Genomic DNA, 19,194 nt, shown 5'->3' on the forward strand with positions numbered 1-19,194 from the left:
CCCGCATACTCGGGAAGTGACCGACAACGCCGCCGCCGGGCCGACGGCCACCAGCACGGCCGGGCCGCCTGCCGCCGCCCAGGCCGCGGCCGTCTCCGGGAGCCGCGCGGCGCCCCCGCCGTACGACGCCGTCGTGCTGGCCGGCGGTGCCGCGCGGCGGCTCGGCGGGGCCGACAAACCCGGAGTGCGGGTCGGCGGCCGGGCCCTGCTCGACCGGGTGCTCACGGCGTGTGCGGGCGCTCGGACGACCGTCGTCGTGGCCGCGCCCCGGACCACCGCCCGCCCAGTGTGCTGGGCACGCGAGGAGCCGCCCGGCGCCGGACCGGTCGCCGCGCTGGCCGCCGGGCTGCGGGACACCACGGCCGAGCGCGCCGTCGTCCTCTCCGCCGACCTGCCCTTCCTGCGGGCCGACACGCTGCACCGCCTGCTGACCGCCCTGGACGACAGCGGGGCCGACGGCGCGCTGCTCACCGACGCGGACGGCCGCGACCAGCCCCTCGTCGCCGCGTACCGCACCACCGCGCTGCGCCGCGAACTGGCCTCCCTCACCGCCGCGCACGACGGCCTCGCCGGGCTGCCGCTGCGCCGGCTCACCGGCGCCCTCAACCTCACCCGCGTCCCGGACCCGCACGCGTCCTTCGACTGCGACACCTGGGACGACATCGTCAACGCCAGGGCACGCATCAGGGAGCATGGGCACGTGTTGGATGAATGGATCTCCGCAGTCAAGGACGAGCTGGGCATCGACCTGGACGTCGACACGAACGTCCTGCTCGACCTGGCCCGTGACGCCGCGCACGGCGTCGCCCGGCCCGCCGCCCCGCTGACCACCTTCCTCGTCGGCTACGCCGCGGCTCGGGGCGAGGGCGGCCCCGAGGCCGTTGCCGAGGCCGCCCGCAAGGCCGCCGCACTGGCCCTGCGCTGGGAGGAAGAGGCGGCGGAGGCCGGGAAAGGCGGGGGCCCGAGCGCCCCGGACGCCGGATGACCGCGCCCGGAATCCGGAACGGGGCACCCGTGGAGGACAGCGACGACCTCGACGTCGAGGAGGCCCTGGCCCTCGTGAGGGAGCCCAAGGACGACGGCACCGGCCCCGCACGGGACCCGCGGCACGCCGAGCCGCACCCGCACGCCGCGGCGGAACGGCACCGCGCCACCCCCTGGCCCCAGGCCCGCGAGACCGCCGCCCGAGCCGCCCGGACCGCCCGGTCCAGCCGCGCGGCCCGGCCCGCCGGAACGACCTCCGCGACCGGCCCCGCCCCCCGCCACACCCCCGTCTCCGTCCCCCTCGGCGACGCCCTCGGCCTCGTCCTCGCCGCGCCCCTCGACGCGCTCACCGACCTGCCCTCCTTCGACACCTCCGCGATGGACGGCTGGGCGGTCGCCGGACCCGGACCCTGGACGGTGCGCGAGGAGGGCGTGCTCGCCGGGCACTCCCAGCCCGCGCCGCTCACCGACGGCGAGGCCGTCCGCATCGCGACCGGCGCCCGCGTCCCCGCCGACACCACCGCCGTGCTGCGCACCGAGCACGGCCGCACGGACGCCCAGGGCCGACTGCACGCCACCCGCGAGATGGTCCACGGCCAGGACATCCGCCCGCGCGGCCAGGAGTGCCGCAGTGGCGACCAGTTGCTGCCCGTCGGCACCCAGATCACCCCGGCCGTCCTCGGCCTGGCCGCAGCCGCGGGCTACGACACCGTCACCGTCGTCCCGCGCCCCCGCGCCGAAGTCCTCGTCCTCGGGGACGAATTGCTGACCGAGGGGCTGCCGAGCGAGGGGCTGATCCGGGACGCGCTCGGCCCCATGCTGCCGCCCTGGCTGCGGGCACTCGGCGCCGAGGTCGTCGCGGTGCGCCGGGTCCGTGACGACGCCAGGGCCCTGCACAAGGCGATCACCGCCTCCACCGCCGACCTGGTCGTCACCACCGGAGGCACCGCCGCCGGGCCGCACGACCACGTCCACCCCACCCTGGAACGCATCGGCGCCGAACTCCTCGTCGACGGCGTGAAGGTGCGCCCCGGTCACCCCATGCTGCTGGCCCGCACCAGGGACGACCAGCACCTCGTCGGCCTCCCCGGCAACCCCCTCGCGGCCGTCTCCGGCCTCATCACGCTCGCCGAGCCGCTGCTGCGCACCCTCGCCGCGCGCCCCGCCCCGGAGCCGTACACGCTGCCGCTGACGGAGGCGGTACACGGGCACCCGTACGACACCCGGCTCGTCCCCGTGGTGCTGCGCGGCGACCGCGCCGTACCGCTGCACTACAACGGCCCGGCCATGCTGCGCGGCATCGCCGCCGCCGACGCGCTGGCCGTCGTACCGCCGGGCGGGGCCCGGCAGGGCGAGGAAACGGAGCTGCTGGACCTGCCCTGGGCGACCGGGGGAATCGGGGTATGTTTCACGTGAAACGTGCGGACGGGGACACACCCGACCACGCCGGGATTCCGCAGGATGCCACCCGAACGGCGGACGAACGCCCGGTCATCCACCGGGTGAAACTGCCGGTGGGCTATTTCGTCAACCAGGCGGACCGTTGAGCGCAGTCGACTGCATGGGGGACTGAATGGTGATCAAGCGGTCCCCGGCCTGGAGGATTTCGGTTCGGGGATCCGTGTAGTCCAGCAGCTCCTTGCGCCGCATGACGGCTACGACGAGATCAGAACTCTGGCGCGGAGAGCGTCCTACCTCGTCCGTGGACACCGGGCGCTCCACAAGATCCAGTCCACTCCCGTACGTCATCAGGTCTTCCAGGACATCCGCGCTGCGCGTACTGGACGTGGCCACGCCTAGCAGTCGGCCCGCCGAACTGGAACTGGTGATCACGGCGTTGGCGCCACTCTGCTTCAGTAGCGGAATGTTCTCGTCTTCCCGTACGGCAACGACGATCGAGGCTCTCGTATTGAGCTGCCGAGCGGTGAGAGTGACCAAGGTTGCTGTGTCGTCGCGCTGGGCAGCCACGATGATGTGCGCCGCCCGGTGCAGTTCTGCGCTGCTCAAAGTCTCTGTGCGAGTGGCGTCGCCGTGGACTGCGACAAGCCCATCACTGGTGGCAAGGTCCACCGCCTTCTTCTGTGGATCCACCACGACGATTTGGTCTCGCGATTTCCCCTGCCCCAGAAGAGTCTCGACGGCGTGACGGCCCTTTGTGCCATAGCCGACCACAACGACGTGATCACGGATACGTACGCGCCAACGCTCGATCCGGACCTGATTCCGCGTGCGTTCGGTGAGGACCTCCAGCGTGGTGCCGACGAGGATGATCAGGAAGAGGACGCGCAGGGGCGTGATGACCAAGATGTTGGTGAGCCGGGCGCCGTGGCTGACCGGGGTGATGTCACCGTATCCGGTGGTGGAGAGCGTGACGGTCGCGTAGTACGCCGAGTCGAGCAAGTCCACAGTGCTGTCTGCGCTGTCTCGATAGCCGGTACGGTCCACCCAGACGAGCAGCGTCGTGAGGACGAGCAGAAGCAGAGCCAGAGCCAGACGCCGCAGTACCTGTTGCAGGGGTGGCAGCGTCGCTCCGACCGGCAAACGGACTGATTGACCGTCCTCGGTTCTCGACCAGTACCGGAGGGAGCGTAGGAGCGGGAGACGAGTCTTGCCCGACCCTGGTCGATGCGGGGCGCTCATCGTGCGTTTCCTCTGCTGTCGGTGTCGTGATGCTGGATTCTGCTCCGGCATCGCCCGGTGTTGAACGACGCGGCAGCCGGCCTTAGGCTCCAGCGCCTAAGGCCCGAGCGACTTGCTCGGGCCTTGTCTATGCCCGAACCCGTGAATCATCCCTGTCTGCGAGGCATGAGAGGAACCAGGCTTCGTCCCCACATCTTCGTTCGATTGGCGCGACCAGCTCAGTCGGCGCGGCGGCGAGTCCGGCCCATGGTGGCTCATCGCCGTGCTCGCGGAAGTGGGGCTGCTGCCCTTTATGCCCAGCGGTCCCTGGCTCTGTCATGGTGTGGGACGAATCTGAGGCGGTTCATGATTTCCTCGAACCAGGCGGCAGCGATCCGGGCGCAATGGTCCGGGAGCCGGCACCCGACTGCTGTCCACGCAGCGCACCAGCCGACAGAGCAGCGGTGAAGCGGGGCCAAGCCAGCAGGACGATCGGGTAGATGGCGTAGCCGACGCGGGTGGCGGGAGACAGCACGATCGCGAGGATCAGCCCGAGTGCCAGCCTGTCGGCGCCGGCCACGGCGGTCCGTGGTGGGCGGATCAGGAGCGAGAGACCCACAGCCATCGCGCTCAGCGCGATGAGGCCCATCGTGAGGGTTTTGCCGTGGGGGACCAGTACGGCGATCAGATGTCCCAGCAAGGGGCTCTGTGCGGACGATGCCGTGGGGCTGAGTCCCAACGGGTAGAGGACGACATTGCGGTAGAAGGCGCCACTGTCCACCAAGGCCACCGGCAGGACGGTGAACAGGGCGATTCCCATTGCACCCGCCGCACTCTTGACCGCAGCACGCCACCCTCCGCGCACCGCCTCCACGGTGACGAGCACCGGGATGGCCGGCCAGGCGGTCCACTTCAGCGCGGCCGCCGCGCCCAGAGCCAGCCCGGCACGTCCAGCATCGCCCCGCTGCGTGAACGCCAGGGCCAGGCATATCAATCCGATGACCGGTGGGTCCACACCACCGAAGGTGAGCGGCAGCGCGACAACAGGACAGGCGATCAGCCACAACACGCCTGTCCTGGCCGTGACTCCCTGCGGAGTGCTGATCCGGGTGGCGCCCGCGCCCAGGCCGCTGGTGAGCACCCGTAGCGCGCCCGCCACGGCTGCGAGGAAGCCGACGAGGAACCACAACCGGGCGCTGGAGAACGGAAGGCCGCCGCACAGCATGTGCGGTATGCCGAAGACCGCCATGCCGGGAAGGTAGGGATTGAAGTCCCGCACCGCGTGCGGTGTGGGGTGGTACGGGCTACCGGAGGCGAACAGTAAGTCGGCCGCCCGCTCCACGACGCCGACCTCCATCTGTTCCCTGCCGATCACGGTCAGGTACAGCAGGGGTACGACGACCCCACCGACGACCGCGACCACGGCGGGAGCCGGTGCCCACGGCGCGGACGACCTCGCTGCGACCAGTGCGGAGCAGCCGTACCCCAACGCGGCGGCCAGGCCCCATGCCTCCTGCGTGGTGCCGGCGGGTGACAGCAGGCCCACCGCGAGGGCGGACACGGCGCAGACCACCAACAGCGGCCAGTCCCACTCCTGTGCGCGAACCGCAGTTGTCATCAGGCACCGCGCTTTCGCGGTATCCAGACACCGGTGCCGACCATGCAACTATCCATTCAGTGTATACACGGTGCGTATACATCGGCGCACGACTGGAGACCGATCGGAAAGAGTTCACCGGCTTTTATGTACCGCGGTGAACCGCATGGTGACCATGAAAGACGCTCAGCGGTGCCCCAGTTGACATATCAAACTGAGGCACCAGGAGACCGATAACGGCCGATCTCAGACCGGACGACGCCCCAACTTGGCGATCTTGAAACACTCGACGTCGCTGCGTCCCGCCGGGCTGGTGTCCGTGACCTTCTGTATGACAGTGAGCGCAATGGTCACAGAGGAAACAAGGCCAGCGGAAATGGCCGTACGTATACGCATAAGGAAAATCCCCCGCGGTCGTTGGCGCCGAACGGCATTCATCGCCCTGCAGTGGCGTTTACCGTCGTGCAGTCGGGCCCAACGGTGCCCGGTACCGGGTCCCCCTCCCGCCTTGGGGTACTTTCGAGGAAACGCTGGAGGTCCGCCTTGCGCGAGCACACCGTCGTCGTCGGCTTCGGCACGAAGGGGCGCTCGGCCGTGCAGACGGTCTGTGCGACCGGGCTGAGGAAGGAACAGGTGGTCGTGGTCGACCCCAGCGCCAAGGTGATCGACGCGGCGACCGCCGACGGCTACGCCGGGGTCATGGGCGACGCCACCCGCAGCGACGTCCTCAAGCGGGCCGAGGTGCACAAGGCCCGGCAGATCATCGTGGCCCCGCAGCGCGACGACACCGCCGTGCTGGTCACCCTGACCGCCCGTCAGCTCAACCGCGGCGCGAAGATCGTGGCCGCGGTGCGCGAGGAGGAGAACGCCCCGCTGCTGCGGCAGTCCGGCGCCGACGCCGTCATCACCAGCGCCAGCGCCGCCGGACGGCTGCTCGGCCTGTCCGTCCTCAGCCCCGCCGCCGGCATGGTCATGGAGGACCTCATCCAGCAGGGCAGCGGCCTGGACCTCGTGGAGCGGCCGGTGGTGCGCGCCGAGGCGGGCAAGGGTCCGCGCGAGATCGACGACCTCGTGGTGAGCGTCGTACGCGGGCACCGGGTGCTCGGTTACGACGACCGGTCCATCGGCACCCTCCAGCTGACCGACCGGCTCATCACCATCGTGCGGGTCAGCCCCGGCAGCCAGATCACCCCGCGTCCCCGCCGACTGCCCGGAGACTGAGGGGAACCGTCGAGCGCCGCGAATGGCCCGGCCTGTCAGGGGGAGTAGCGTCGCGCACATGCATGCGATCACGATTCCCGAACCTGGTGGTCCCGAGGCGCTGGTGTGGGACGAGGTCCCCGATCCGGTGCCCGGCGAGGGCGAGGTGCTGGTCGAGGTGGTGGCCAGCGCCGTCAACCGTGCCGACATCCTGCAGCGGCAGGGTTTCTACAACCCGCCGCCCGGCGCCTCCCCCTACCCCGGCCTGGAGTGCTCCGGCCGGATCGCCGCGATCGGCACCGGAGTGTCCGGCTGGGCCGTCGGCGACGAGGTGTGCGCGCTGCTCGCGGGCGGTGGCTACGCCCAGAAGGTCGTCGTACCGGCCGGACAGTTGCTGCCCGTGCCGGAGGGCGTCGACCTCGTACAGGCCGCCGCGCTGCCCGAGGTGGCCTGCACGGTCTGGTCCAACGTGTTCATGATCTCCCATCTGCGGCCGGGCGAGACCCTGCTGGTGCACGGCGGGTCCAGCGGCATCGGCACCATGGCGATCCAGCTGGCCAAGGCCGTCGGTGCCAGGGTCGCGGTGACCGCCGGGAGCAAGGAGAAGCTGGAGCGGTGCGCCGAACTCGGCGCGGACATCCTGATCAACTACCGGGAGCAGGACTTCGTCGCCGAGGTCAAGGAGGCCACCGGCGGCGCGGGCGCCGACGTCATCCTCGACAACATGGGCGCCAAGTACCTCGACCGCAATGTGCAGACCCTGGCGGTCAACGGGCGCCTGGCGATCATCGGGCTCCAGGGCGGCGCCAAGGGCGAGCTGAACATCGGCGCCCTGCTGACCAAGCGGGCCGCCGTCACCGCCACCTCGCTGCGGGCACGGCCCGTGGAGGAGAAGACGGCCATCGTCGCCGCGGTGCGCGAACACGTCTGGCCGCTGCTCTCCGGAGGGCAGGTGCGCCCGGTGGTGGACCGTGAGCTGCCCATGTCGCGGGCCGCCGACGCGCACCGGGTGCTGGAGGAGAGCGGCCACATCGGCAAGGTGCTGCTGGTGGCCCCGTAGGACCGCGCCGGGGGTTCAGTTCCTGCGCAGCCGCAGCGCCAGGAAGGCCAGGCCCAGGCCCAGGCCGATGAGGACGAGCCCGCTGCCGAGCGGCAGGATCCGCAGCGTCGGTTCGCTCGCGTCCTCGCTCGGCCGGGCTGCGTTCTGCCCGGCCGAGTCGCCCGGCGTCCCCGTGGGATCGAGTCCCGCATCCCGCGGCGGCGGTGAGGCCGTCGGGGTCTCCGCGGTCTCCGGCTCCGCAGGCTGTGCGGCCGCGGAGCCGGGGACGGCGTCCTCGTCGCCCTCCACCTGCGCCCAGGGCCCGTCGTGCCGCCCCGGACGCAGCTTCCCCTCCCCGGCTCCGCTCCCCGCGCGGGACGGCTCGCCGGACGGGGCCTCGTACGGGGCGGAGGCGGAGCCCGAGGGCCGGGGGACCGGTGCCGGGTGCTGGGGGTCGGCGCCGTCGTGGCCGCCCGCCGGGCGGTCCTGGTGATCGTGTCCGAAGTGGCCGGAACCGGAGGTGTTCCCGGCCGCCGGAGCACCTCCGGCGCCGCCCGAGCCGCCCGTGTGACCGGAGGACGAGGGGGAGGCCGAGGGCGTGGCGACGGCGGGGCGGCCCGCGGCGGGGGAGCGCGGGGGGCCGGCCTCGGCGGTGTACGCGGCGGCGGTGCCGTAGGCGGGCAGGGCCGCCGTCAGCACGAACAGCAGCCGCAGACAGCGGTGGGTGAGTCGCAGCCTTGGAGTCACGTCGGTGACCTCCCGGAGCCCAGCTGGCGTGAGGGCGTGATCGATGATGGACCGACGCGAACAGCCTCACATCGCCGGACTCTCGGGGCATTCCGGATTGGGCCGACGGGTCTAAACGACGGTTCCGCCCCAGCGGGGGGTGCCACGGTGGTGAGGTGGGCGGATGCGAGAGAATGACGGCATGGAGATGCCGAGGAACGAACGATCGCCGGAGAATCCCCAGATCCTCGTCGTGGGCCAGGACGGGCTGGCGCTCGGCGGCAAAGGCGGCGGGGACGACGAATCCCGCGAGATCCCGGTCACCGAGCAGGTCGAGCAGCCCGCCAAGGTCATGCGGATCGGCAGCATGATCAAGCAGCTCCTGGAGGAGGTGCGCGCCGCTCCCCTCGACGAGGCCAGCCGGGTCCGGCTGAGGGAGATCCACGCCAGCTCGGTGAAGGAGCTGGAGGACGGCCTGGCGCCGGAACTGGTCGAGGAACTGGAGCGGCTGTCCCTGCCGTTCACCGACGACGTCACCCCGAGCGACGCCGAACTGCGGATCGCGCAGGCACAGCTGGTGGGCTGGCTGGAGGGCCTCTTCCACGGGATCCAGACCACGCTGTTCGCCCAGCAGATGGCCGCGCGCGCCCAGCTGGAGCAGATGCGCCGGGCGCTCCCGCCGGGCGTGTCGGGCCCCGAGGGCGACGACCAGCACGCGGGCGGCCACTCTGGCGGCCCGTACCTGTAAGCCCGCGTACCTGTAGGCGCGTGCACCTGGAGGTCCGCGCACCTGGAGGACCGTGCACCTGAAGGCCCGCGTACCTGTAGATCGCGGACACGCGGAAGGGGCCCGGCGGTCGGTCACCGCCGGGCCCCTTCTCATGCGCGCGTCACTGCTGCGGCGGATTGCCCGTCGACACGCTCAGCTCGATGGTGCCCGGATCCTTCGCGTTCACATCCGTGCCCTCGGACGGGAACTGGTCCAGGACGGTCCCGTCGCCCCAGGTGTTGTCGTCCACCTTCTTGACCTGGAGGGTCCAGCCGGCGGCCTGGAAGCAGGCCTTCACGGAGTTGATGTCCTTGTAGCGGAAATCGGGGAGCTGGATCTTGTGGGGGTCGTCGTAGGACTCTTCCGGCTCCGTGCACTTGGTCTTGTCGATCACCCTGCTGGTGTCCGGACCCCGGTAACCCGCCTGGTGGGTGGGGGACGCCGAGGTGCTGGCGCCGCCGCCCCCGCCCGCGTCGTCGTCCCCGCCGCCGCTGTTCATGGTCAGCGCGACGACCAGGCCGACGACGGCGACGAGCGACACCCCGATCGCCCCGATGATCACGGCCCTGCCGCCCTTGCCGCCGCCCGAGCCGGACCCCTGCACGGCTGTCTGCTGCGGCTGCGCGTACGGCGGCGGGGTTCCGGGCCCGTAGCCCACCGGGGGCGTCTGGTAGCCCGCCTGCTGCGGATAGCCGTAGGACGGCGCGGGCGTGGCCGACGCCGGTGCCTGGGGGCCGTACGGTCCCGGCTGGTACGGCGTCTGCACCGGTCCGGGGGGCGTCTGCCGGGCCTGGTCGACCGGCGGGAACACCGCGGAGCCGACGCCCGCGCCGCTCTGCCGCGGACCGGCGTCCGGCACGATGCTCGGCGCGGCCGCCTGGAGGGAGGCGGCGACTCGCAGGCACTCCTCGCGCATGGAATCGGCGGTCGGGAAGCGCTCGTTCGGGTTCTTCCGCAGCGCGCGGGCGACCAGCGCGTCCACCGCCGGGGGCAGCGAGCGGTTGATGGAGGACGGAGCCACCGGCTCCTCCTGCACATGCGCGTACGCGATCGCCAGCGGGGAGTCCGCGTCGAACGGCAGCCGCCCGGTCACCAGCTGGAACAGCATGATGCCGACCGAGTACAGGTCGGAGCGGGCGTCCACCCCGCGGCCGAGGGCCTGCTCGGGCGAGAGGTACTGCGGGGTGCCGACGACCATGCCGGTCTGCGTCATCGACGTCACACCGGACTGCATGGCGCGCGCGATGCCGAAGTCCATGACCTTGACCACACCGCGCTTGGTCACCATCACGTTGCCGGGCTTGATGTCGCGGTGGACCAGACCCATCTCGTGGCTGATGTCCAGCGCCGCCAGCACGTCCGCGGTGACCTTCAGCGCCTTGTCGGCGGGCATGGCGCCGTACTGCCGTATGTCCTCTTCCAGGACCGAGCCAAGCGGGCGGCCCTCGACGTACTCCATGACGATGTACGGCGTCGCCAGGCCGCCCAGGTCGTCCTCGCCGGTGTCGAAGACGGAGACGATGTTGGTGTGCGTGAGCTTCGCCACGGCCTGGGCCTCGCGGCGGAAGCGCTCGCGGAAGGCCTGCTCCCGGCCCAGCTCGGTGTGGAGTGTCTTGATCGCGACCTGGCGGTCCAGCACGGCGTCGTACGCGAGGTGCACCGAGGCCATGCCGCCCTCGCCGAGCAAGTCGCGCAGCTGGTAGCGGCCACCGGCCAGCCCCTGCCCCGCATACCGGCCGTGTGTGCCGTCCTGGCTCATCTCTCCGCGTCCCCCATCGGCCGTCCGGCACCCTGACGCGTCGCACAGGCCTTGATCGAATGTGTCATTCCCGGCCAAGTCTGCCCGAGGGCACTGACACGTCAAGCTCGGTGCCCGTTCCGTGACCGTACGGACAGGAAGCGTCGCGCAAGCGTTACAGGGGGCGCGCGACCAGCACACAGAATTTGCACGACGGCCCGTGCTGAGGGTTTCATGGCCGGTCCGGCGCAGAGTCGGTCCCGGTTCCGGTTCCGAACCGGTGGCCCCCACGGAGGCTGTAGCGTGGCCGACGGAGACCGTGACAACACCGCGCGCACCGCGGGCAGAAACGACGGCGAGGACTGATGGCACAGACGCAGCGCGCCCAGGGCCCGTCCGACCCGGAGGCGTCTGGCGGCGGCGGCATGTCGGACGGACCGGAGAACTGGGGCAACGCAGGGCTGGTCGGCGACGGTCGCTACCGGCTCACGCACCGCCTCGGCCGGGGCGGCATGGCCGAGGTCTTCGCGGCCGAGGACGTCCGTCTGGGCCGTACGGTCGCGGTCAAGCTGCTCCGCGCCGACCTGGCCGAGGACCCCGTCTCCAAGGCGCGTTTCACGCGTGAGGCACAGTCGGTCGCCGGGCTCAACCACCACGCGATCGTCGCCGTGTACGACTCCGGCGAGGACGTCGTGGGCGGCCAGTCGGTGCCGTACATCGTGATGGAGCTGGTCGAGGGCCGCACCATCCGCGATCTGCTGATGAACGCGGAGGCGCCCGGCCCCGAGCAGGCGCTGATCATCGTCTCCGGCGTCCTGGAGGCGCTCGCCTACTCGCACCAGCACGGCATCGTGCACCGCGACATCAAGCCGGCGAACGTGATCATCACCGACAGCGGCGCCGTCAAGGTGATGGACTTCGGCATCGCCCGCGCCCTGCACGGCGCGCAGTCCACGATGACCCAGACCGGCATGGTCATGGGCACGCCCCAGTACCTCTCCCCGGAGCAGGCGCTCGGCAAGGCCGTCGACCACCGCTCCGACCTGTACGCGACCGGCTGCCTGCTGTACGAACTGCTCGCGCTGCGGCCCCCCTTCACCGGCGAGACCCCGCTGTCCGTGGTCTACCAGCACGTCCAGGACACGCCGATCGCGCCGTCCCAGGTCCTCGAGTCCTGCCCGCCGGAGCTGGACGGCCTGGTCATGCGCTCGCTCGCCAAGGAGCCGGACGACCGGTTCCAGACGGCGGAGGAGATGCGCGGCCTGGTCCAGTACGGCCTCCAGATGCTGTACGACCAGGGCGGCCACACCGGCACCTGGAACACCGGCCCGGTGGCGGCGCCCGACGGCCGGCACACCCCGGCGGGCGGCTTCGCGAGTACGACCGCCATGGCGCATCCGATGGCCGGCTCCGGCACCACGCAGATTCCGCAGCCGCTGCTGCCGCAGGGCTACGGCCACGGCGACGACGGCGGCTTCGAGGGGCACGGCAACAAGGGCAGCGGCCGCGGCAAGCTGTGGATCCTCGCCGTGCTCGCGGTCATCGCCATCGCGGCGGGCGTGGCGCTGGCGCTCAAGGGCGCGGCGGGTGGCGGCGGCGCCGGTACCGACACCAAGCCGCCGGCCACGCACACCAAGAGCACCGACGACGACTCCGCCAGTTCGAGCCCGAGCGACGAAAGCAGCGGGTCGTCCACGGACACCTCGACCGGCGACGGATCGAGCACCGGTTCCGGGTCCCAGTGGCCGCCGTCGTACTCGCCTCCGCCGTCCACCGGTGCCACCGACCGGTCGACGGGGCCGCAGCCCTCCTCGTCGCAGTCCACGGATACGACGACCGGCGGCGACACGACCGGTGACGACACGGACGGCGGCACCGGCACCACGGGTGGCGGGGGCACGAACGGCGGTACCGGAACCGGTACCACGGGCGGCGGTGGCACGAACGGCGGCACCGGCACCACGGGCGACGGCGGCACGGACGCGGGCAACACCGGCGGCTCTACCACCGACGGCAACGCGGCGTCCGGCGGGACGGCGGGGCTGCCCGCCGGAACGACGGGGTGACCAGCGGCGGGGCTGCCCGCCGGTAGGACGACGAAGGGGCCCGGTAAGCCGGGCCCCTGTCGTTTTCCCGGCCGAGGGGTTCTGGCCGCCCTGTGCCGGCGTTCACCCGGTAAACCCGCTCACCGGGTGAACGCGTCGCACACCGCGTCGTACTCCCGTGTCCACCACACCACGAGCGCCGAGGCGGCCGGGAACTGGCAGTCCGCGCGGGTGTCGCCGCGCTCGTAGTGCCAGCGCAGCATCCAGAAGTCGTTCAGGCGCTCCCACCACACCCGGCGCACGGCCGCCGCCAGCTCGGCGGGCGTGACATCGGCCGCGCGCCGGTACGCGCGGGCGTACGCCCGCACCTTCGGTAAGTCCAGGGCGCCCGCGGGGCGCACGAAGAAGATCGCGGCGGCGCGTACGGCCTCCTCGGCGCGGGGCTGCACGCCGAGCCGGTCCCAGTCCACGATGGCCGCCGGAGCGCCGTCCTTGTAGAGCAGGTTGAACGGGTGGAAGTCGCCGTGCACCCAGCCGACCGGGCCGCCGGGCGGCGGGCGCCGGTCCGCGTGCCGCTCCAGCAGCAGCCTCCGTTCCCGCAGCCGGTGCCGGGCCAGCGCGTCGAAGGCGTCGGCCGGGCGGTGCCGGCGTACCCGGAGGAGCAGCTGGTCGATGAGCGTGAACGTGTCGGCCGGGTCGGCGCTCTCCACGGGATGCGGGCCGGTGGCCGGGCGGGTGCGTCCCTTGGGCGGCATCACGCGCTCCAGACAGGCGTGCACGGCGCCCAGCAGCGCTCCGAGGCGCGCGCTCTCCGAGCGGGTGAGCTGGCCGCCGTGGCGGTGTCCGCCGTCGATCCAGGGGTGCAGGGCGTAGGCATGGCCGCCGACGACGGCGACGGTACGGCCCTCACGGTGCGCGAGCGGCACGGCGACCGGCACGCCGAGGGCGGCCAGACGCAGGGTGGCCCGGTGCCGGCGCTCGATGGCGGCCGGGTCGGCGGTGTCGGGGTCGAAGTGGTGCTTGAGGAAATACCGGCCGCGCGTGGTGCACAGCCGGTAGCCGCGGTTGAGGAGCCCCTGGTCCACCGGTTCGCAGGCAAGGGGCGCTCCGGCGGCGTCGTACAGGCGGAGCAGGGCGCTCACAGGGGGCGCGTGGGGGGTGGGGGGTGGTACACAAGGGCGCGGCACGCCGCAGATGCTAAGGCACGAAAAATGCCCCGTGAGCTGGGCCTTTCACAGTCAGTCGTCGGCGGTCGCAATTGGTCACAGGGTGAACCGGGTCGAACCGTGGACATTCGCCTTGTCCGCGTCGGCCGTGCGGCCCTTTCCGAGGTTTCGGAGTTTCCCTCCCGCAAAAGAACGCGAAGGCCGGTCTTCCCCCGGAGAACCCTTCCCGTCGCCTGGGTGACCGGGATAACGTTCGGGTGCTCCGGCCTTGCCACAAGGCTGTGACCAGCGCGCTTCCGCATCACCTCGATTTACTTGGAAATCCAAGCAAAATCGCAGGTCAAGTGGGGTTTCACAGAAATGTGGAGCACTGGGTAACGTAATGGTCGCAGGGCGCTCGCCGGGGCACCTGTCACGCCTGTTCCCGGCCGAGTGGCACCCACCCCGTGCCCCGTGGTCGAAACAGGTGAGCCGCACTGGCCTACCGGCAACCCCGGGGGCCGGAACGACGGAGGAGCACACGTGACCGTGGACAGCAGTGCCGCGCGCAAGCGCAGCGCCGCAGGCAAGGCCGGCACGACCGGCAGCAAGACCGGCGCGGCCGGGACCAAGTCCGGAGCCACCGGCACCCAGCGCACCACCAGCACGACCCGAGCCCCGCGCGCCGCGCGCGCCGGCGCGAAGAAGGGCACCGAGCCCGCGCTCGTGCAGCTTCTGACGCCGGAGGGCAAGCGGGTCAAGAACGCCGAGTACGACTCCTACGTCGCCGGCATCACCCCCGAAGACCTGCGCGGCCTCTACCGCGACATGGTGCTCACCCGTCGCTTCGACGCCGAGGCCACCGCCCTCCAGCGCCAGGGCGAGCTGGGCCTGTGGGCGTCCCTGCTGGGCCAGGAGGCCGCCCAGATCGGCTCCGGCCGGGCCACCCGCGAGGACGACTACGTCTTCCCGACCTACCGCGAGCACGGCGTCGCCTGGTGCCGCGGCGTGGACCCGACCAACCTGCTCGGCATGTTCCGCGGCGTGAACAACGGCGGCTGGGACCCCAACGGCAACAACTTCCACCTGTACACGATCGTCATCGGCTCCCAGACGCTGCACGCCACCGGATACGCGATGGGCGTGGCCAAGGACGGCGCGGACTCGGCGGTCATCGCCTACTTCGGCGACGGCGCCTCCAGCCAGGGCGACGTGGCCGAGTCGTTCACCTTCTCCGCGGTCTACAACGCGCCCGTGGTGTTCTTCTGCCAGAACAACCAGTGGGCGATCTCCGAGCCGACCGAGAAGCAGACGCGGGTGCCGCTCTACCAGCGCGCCCAGGGTTACGGCTTCCCAGGCGTGCGCGTGGACGGCAACGACGTGCTGGCCTGCCTCGCGGTCACCCGGTGGGCCCTGGAGCGCGCCCGCAACGGCGAGGGCCCGACCCTGGTCGAGGCGTTCACCTACCGCATGGGCGCCCACACCACCTCCGACGACCCCAGCCGCTACCGGGGCGACGAGGAGCGCCAGGCCTGGGAGGCCAAGGACCCGATCCTGCGCCTTCGCCGCCACCTGGAGGCGTCAAACCACGCGGACGAGGGATTCTTCGAGGAACTCGAGGCCGAGTCCGAGGCGTTGGGCAAGCGAGTGCGCGAAGCGGTCCGCGCCATGCCCGACCCGGACCACTTCGCCATCTTCGAGAACGTGTACGCGGACGGGCACGCGCTCGTCGACGAGGAGCGGGCCCAGTTCGCCGCCTACCAGGCGTCGTTCGCGGACGCAGAAGGGGGTCACTGAGATGGCCGAGAAGATGGCGATGGCCAAGGCCATCAACGAGTCGCTGCGCCGCGCTCTGGAGGCCGACCCCAAGGTCCTGGTCATGGGCGAGGACGTCGGCAAGCTCGGTGGCGTCTTCCGCGTCACGGACGGCCTCCAGAAGGACTTCGGCGACAGCCGGGTCATCGACACCCCGCTCGCCGAGTCCGGCATCGTCGGCACCGCGATCGGCCTGGCCCTGCGCGGCTACCGGCCGGTGGTGGAGATCCAGTTCGACGGCTTCGTCTTCCCGGCCTACGACCAGATCGTCACCCAGCTCGCCAAGATGCACGCGCGCTCGCTCGGCAAGGTCAAGATGCCGGTCGTCGTGCGCATCCCCTACGGCGGCGGCATCGGCGCGGTCGAGCACCACTCCGAGTCCCCCGAGGCCCTGTTCGCGCACGTCGCCGGCCTGAAGGTGGTCAGCCCGTCGAACGCGTCGGACGCCTACTGGATGATGCAGCAGGCCATCCAGAGCGACGACCCGGTGATCTACTTCGAGCCCAAGCGCCGCTACTGGGACAAGGCCGAGGTGGACGTCGAGGCGATCCCCGCCCCGCTGCACAAGGCCCGGGTGGTCCGCGAGGGCACCGACCTGACCCTCGCGGCCTACGGTCCGATGGTGAAGCTGTGCCAGGAGGTCGCCGCCGCGGCCGCCGAGGAGGGCAAGAACCTGGAGGTCCTGGACCTGCGCTCGGTCTCCCCCCTCGACTTCGACGCCATCCAGGCCTCGGTCGAGAAGACCCGCCGCCTGGTGGTGGTCCACGAGGCGCCGGTGTTCTTCGGCTCCGGCGCGGAGATCGCCGCCCGGATCACCGAGCGCTGCTTCTACCACCTGGAGGCCCCGGTGCTCCGGGTCGGCGGCTACCACGCCCCGTACCCGCCGGCCCGCCTGGAGGAGGAGTACCTGCCGGACCTGGACCGCGTGCTCGACGCAGTCGACCGCTCGCTGGCGTACTGAGGGAGAGGGTCGTGACGACGATGACGGACGCGTCCGTACGCGAGTTCAAGATGCCCGACGTGGGCGAGGGCCTGACCGAGGCCGAGATCCTCAAGTGGTATGTCCAGCCGGGCGACACGGTCACCGACGGCCAGGTGGTGTGCGAGGTCGAGACCGCCAAGGCGGCCGTCGAACTGCCCATCCCCTACGACGGCGTGGTCCGCGAGCTGCGGTTCCCCGAGGGGACCACGGTCGACGTGGGTACGGCGATCATCGCGGTGCAGGTGGCGGGCGGGGCTCCGGCTCCGGCCCCCGCGCAGCCCGAGGCAACGGCACCGGAGGTGCCGGCTTCGGCTCCGGAGGCCCCGGCCGGGGAAGCGAAGCCCGCGGCCCGGCAGCCGGTCCTGGTGGGCTACGGCGTGGCGACCTCCGCCACCAGGCGCCGCCCCCGCAAGGGCCCCGAGGCCACCGTCCCGGCCCCGGCCGCCGAGCCCGAGCTGAACGGCCACGCCCCGGCGGCGGACAGCCCCCGCCCGCTGGCCAAGCCCCCGGTGCGCAAGCTGGCCAAGGACCTCGGGGTCGACCTGGCCGCGATCACCCCGTCCGGCCCGGACGGGATCATCACGCGCGAGGACGTCCACGCGGCGGCCGCGCCCCCGGCCACCCCCGCCGCCGCGCCCGCGCAAGCGGCGGCCCCGGCGGCTCCCGCTCCCGTGGCCACGTACGACGGCGCTCGGGAGACCCGCATTCCCGTCAAGGGGGTGCGCAAGGCGACCGCGGCGGCGATGGTCGGCTCGGCGTTCACGGCCCCGCATGTCACGGAGTTCGTGACGGTGGACGTGACCCGCACCATGAAGCTGGTCGAGGAGCTGAAGCAGGACAAGGAGATGCAGGGCCGGCGGGTCAACCCGCTGCTGCTGATCGCCAAGGCCCTGCTGGTCGCCATCAAGCGCAACCCGGACATCAACGCGGCCTGGGACGAGGCCAACCAGGAGATCGTGGTCAAGCACTACGTCAACCTGGGTATCGCGGCGGCCACCCCGCGCGGCCTGATCGTCCCGAACATCAAGGACGCGCAGGCCAAGACGCTGCCGCAACTGGCCGACGCGCTCGGCGAGCTGGTGTCCACCGCGCGCGAGGGCAAGACCTCCCCGTCCGCCATGCAGGGCGGCACGGTGACGATCACCAATGTCGGCGTCTTCGGCGTCGACACCGGCACGCCGATCCTCAATCCGGGCGAGTCGGCGATCCTCGCCGTCGGCGCGATCAAGCTCCAGCCGTGGGTCCACAAGGGCAAGGTCAAGCCGCGCCAGGTGACCACCCTCGCCCTGAGCTTCGACCACCGCCTGGTCGACGGCGAGCTCGGCTCCAAGGTTCTGGCCGACGTGGCCGCGATCCTGGAGCAGCCGAAGCGGCTGATCACCTGGGCGTGACCGACTCTCGCGCCTGAACCCGGAGGCCCTGTGGAGCGATCCACAGGGCCTCGGTCATGCCGCCGTCTCCGGCGGAGGGTCAGCGCACGTCGACGTAGTCGTAGGCGTCCGCGACGGAGGAGGTGCTGTTACCGGCGTAGTGGAAGCGCCAGGTGCCGTCCACCGAAGCGGTGACGGTGGTCTTCAGGTAGCCGGTGGACGAGCTCTTGATCGTCTTCACCGTGCTGTAGGTGCTGCTGTTCGCCGGCTTGAACTGGAGCTGGACGGACTGGCTGCCGTAGCCGTAGTACTTCAGGTACGACCAGCTGGCGCGGTTCAGGGTGCCGGTGACCGTGATGGTCTTGCCCTTGGTGACGGGCTCCGGAGCGGCGTTGAAACCGCTGAAGCTGGCGGCGCGCTTGACCCAGCGGTTCTTGTAGAAGTCCTTCTCGACGTAGTCGCCGTTGTTGGCCTCAGCGTAGACGGCCACGTTCCACCGTCCGTTCAGGGCGCTGTCGTAGAGGTCGGTGCCCGCCGTGGCCGTGATGGTGATCTTGCAGGTGGCGGACGTGGCGCTCCAGTGGTCGCACGTGGCGGCGTTGTCTGTGTAGAGCAGGCCGTCGAAGCCGCCCTGGTCCAGGCTGTCGCCGTGCCACAGGATGGCGTCCGCGGTGAAAATCCCGGACGGGTCGGTGGCCGTGACGTAGATGTTGAAGGTCTTCTTGCCGACGCCGACGACGACGTCCTTGTTGGCATTGTCGGTGACCTTGGTGATGGTGATGTCGCCATCGGTCTCGTCGGCCGGCGCGTTGCGCCCGACGGACGGCTTCGAGGTGAAACCCTGCGGAATCTTCGGGCTGTCCGCCGCCTGCGCGGCGGGAGCGAGAAGCGCGGTGAGCGCCACGGCGCCGGACACCGTCGCGGCGGCCAGGCTGGCACGAATACGCATCTGTCTTCCCCACTGGAGAGAGCCGCGCGCAGGACGCATGGGGGGTATGCGGGCTCTGAACGATGTAGTGAGCCTGTTGGCTCGCAAGAAAGACATGTGACGCCTACGAACGGTTGTACGCCTCACCGACTTTTTCTGAACCGGATGTGGCCAGCACGTCAACACCGCTTCGGGACGTGGCCGGAGTTCGCCGGTGGACCGGGCGGGGAAAATACG

Annotated in this window: 14 protein-coding genes and 1 pseudogene; 9 read left to right on the forward strand and 6 right to left on the reverse strand. The window is 71.4% G+C overall.

From position 1 onward, the window contains the following. The first annotated feature begins 133 nt into the window (after positions 1–133). On the forward strand, positions 134–985 hold the full coding sequence (locus AC069R_RS09640; protein ID WP_478766144.1) for an NTP transferase domain-containing protein: 852 nt from the start codon (positions 134–136) through the stop codon (positions 983–985). Next, complete coding sequence (locus tag AC069R_RS09645) at positions 982–2,400, forward strand: molybdopterin molybdotransferase MoeA (protein WP_478765985.1); 1,419 nt, start codon at positions 982–984, stop codon at positions 2,398–2,400. The genes AC069R_RS09640 and AC069R_RS09645 overlap by 4 nt, the downstream gene beginning before the upstream one ends. A gap of 111 nt (positions 2,401–2,511) precedes the next feature. On the opposite strand, the gene AC069R_RS09650 is transcribed toward AC069R_RS09645, so the two are convergent. Further along, positions 2,512–3,624: a potassium channel family protein gene (locus AC069R_RS09650; RefSeq protein ID WP_478765987.1), complete on the reverse strand. Its 1,113-nt coding sequence runs from the start codon at positions 3,622–3,624 to the stop codon at positions 2,512–2,514. Positions 3,625–3,967: 343 nt separating this feature from the next. Continuing rightward, complete coding sequence (locus tag AC069R_RS09655; RefSeq protein WP_478765989.1) at positions 3,968–5,164, reverse strand: glycosyltransferase 87 family protein; 1,197 nt, start codon at positions 5,162–5,164, stop codon at positions 3,968–3,970. Positions 5,165–5,728: 564 nt separating this feature from the next. Between AC069R_RS09655 and AC069R_RS09660 the strand changes: the two are divergent. Together AC069R_RS09660 and AC069R_RS09665 are read left to right on the forward strand one after the other, a co-directional pair. Next, a pseudogene (locus AC069R_RS09660) lies at positions 5,729–6,421 on the forward strand (potassium channel family protein); the annotation flags it as partial. Positions 6,422–6,479: 58 nt separating this feature from the next. Next, positions 6,480–7,460, forward strand: coding sequence for an NAD(P)H-quinone oxidoreductase (locus AC069R_RS09665; RefSeq protein WP_478765991.1), 981 nt, complete (start codon positions 6,480–6,482; stop codon positions 7,458–7,460). Positions 7,461–7,475: 15 nt separating this feature from the next. On the opposite strand, the gene AC069R_RS09670 is transcribed toward AC069R_RS09665, so the two are convergent. Beyond that, entirely contained in the window at positions 7,476–8,186 is a 711-nt protein-coding gene (locus AC069R_RS09670) for a hypothetical protein (RefSeq protein ID WP_478765993.1), read from the reverse strand. 181 nt (positions 8,187–8,367) lie between these two features. On the opposite strand from AC069R_RS09670, the gene AC069R_RS09675 reads away from it, so the two are divergent. Next, on the forward strand, positions 8,368–8,913 hold the full coding sequence (locus AC069R_RS09675) for a bacterial proteasome activator family protein (protein WP_397987238.1): 546 nt from the start codon (positions 8,368–8,370) through the stop codon (positions 8,911–8,913). 142 nt (positions 8,914–9,055) lie between these two features. Here AC069R_RS09675 and AC069R_RS09680 read toward each other — a convergent pair whose 3' ends face one another. Then, positions 9,056–10,693 (reverse strand): Stk1 family PASTA domain-containing Ser/Thr kinase, encoded by a 1,638-nt coding sequence (locus AC069R_RS09680; protein WP_478765995.1) that lies wholly within the window; start codon positions 10,691–10,693, stop codon positions 9,056–9,058. A 344-nt stretch (positions 10,694–11,037) separates the two neighbouring features. On the opposite strand from AC069R_RS09680, the gene AC069R_RS09685 reads away from it, so the two are divergent. Further along, entirely contained in the window at positions 11,038–12,738 is a 1,701-nt protein-coding gene (locus AC069R_RS09685) for a protein kinase domain-containing protein (protein WP_478765997.1), read from the forward strand. A 119-nt stretch (positions 12,739–12,857) separates the two neighbouring features. Here AC069R_RS09685 and AC069R_RS09690 read toward each other — a convergent pair whose 3' ends face one another. Then, positions 12,858–13,859: a phosphotransferase gene (locus tag AC069R_RS09690; protein ID WP_478765999.1), complete on the reverse strand. Its 1,002-nt coding sequence runs from the start codon at positions 13,857–13,859 to the stop codon at positions 12,858–12,860. A 546-nt stretch (positions 13,860–14,405) separates the two neighbouring features. On the opposite strand from AC069R_RS09690, the gene pdhA reads away from it, so the two are divergent. Genes pdhA through AC069R_RS09705 form a run of 3 tightly spaced genes read left to right on the forward strand, consistent with a single transcriptional unit; the run spans position 14,406 to position 18,050 of the window. After that, the gene (gene pdhA, locus AC069R_RS09695; RefSeq protein ID WP_478766001.1) at positions 14,406–15,659 is read left to right on the forward strand and encodes a pyruvate dehydrogenase (acetyl-transferring) E1 component subunit alpha; all 1,254 of its coding nucleotides are present in this window, start codon (positions 14,406–14,408) and stop codon (positions 15,657–15,659) included. A gap of 1 nt (position 15,660) precedes the next feature. Beyond that, positions 15,661–16,638 carry an alpha-ketoacid dehydrogenase subunit beta gene (locus AC069R_RS09700; protein WP_478766003.1) on the forward strand — a complete coding sequence of 326 codons (978 nt, stop codon included), beginning with the start codon at positions 15,661–15,663 and terminating at the stop codon, positions 16,636–16,638. 11 nt (positions 16,639–16,649) lie between these two features. Then, complete coding sequence (locus tag AC069R_RS09705; protein WP_478766005.1) at positions 16,650–18,050, forward strand: dihydrolipoamide acetyltransferase family protein; 1,401 nt, start codon at positions 16,650–16,652, stop codon at positions 18,048–18,050. 79 nt (positions 18,051–18,129) lie between these two features. On the opposite strand, the gene AC069R_RS09710 is transcribed toward AC069R_RS09705, so the two are convergent. Further along, positions 18,130–18,978 carry a calcium-binding protein gene (locus tag AC069R_RS09710; RefSeq protein WP_478766007.1) on the reverse strand — a complete coding sequence of 283 codons (849 nt, stop codon included), beginning with the start codon at positions 18,976–18,978 and terminating at the stop codon, positions 18,130–18,132. Positions 18,979–19,194 lie beyond the last annotated feature (216 nt).

This window comes from Streptomyces sp. NPDC043952, from assembly GCF_056435325.1.

What these genes read in the sequence shown, in the direction of transcription:
- AC069R_RS09645 (WP_478765985.1), top strand. Translation starts at nt 982, where the DNA reads ATGACCGCGCCCGGAATCCGGAACGGGGCACCCGTGGAGGACAGCGAC.
- AC069R_RS09650 (WP_478765987.1), bottom strand. Translation starts at nt 3,624, where the DNA reads ATGAGCGCCCCGCATCGACCAGGGTCGGGCAAGACTCGTCTCCCGCTC.
- AC069R_RS09665 (WP_478765991.1), top strand. Translation starts at nt 6,480, where the DNA reads ATGCATGCGATCACGATTCCCGAACCTGGTGGTCCCGAGGCGCTGGTG.
- AC069R_RS09675 (WP_397987238.1), top strand. Translation starts at nt 8,368, where the DNA reads ATGGAGATGCCGAGGAACGAACGATCGCCGGAGAATCCCCAGATCCTC.
- AC069R_RS09680 (WP_478765995.1), bottom strand. Translation starts at nt 10,693, where the DNA reads ATGAGCCAGGACGGCACACACGGCCGGTATGCGGGGCAGGGGCTGGCC.
- AC069R_RS09685 (WP_478765997.1), top strand. Translation starts at nt 11,038, where the DNA reads ATGGCACAGACGCAGCGCGCCCAGGGCCCGTCCGACCCGGAGGCGTCT.
- AC069R_RS09700 (WP_478766003.1), top strand. Translation starts at nt 15,661, where the DNA reads ATGGCCGAGAAGATGGCGATGGCCAAGGCCATCAACGAGTCGCTGCGC.
- AC069R_RS09710 (WP_478766007.1), bottom strand. Translation starts at nt 18,978, where the DNA reads ATGCGTATTCGTGCCAGCCTGGCCGCCGCGACGGTGTCCGGCGCCGTG.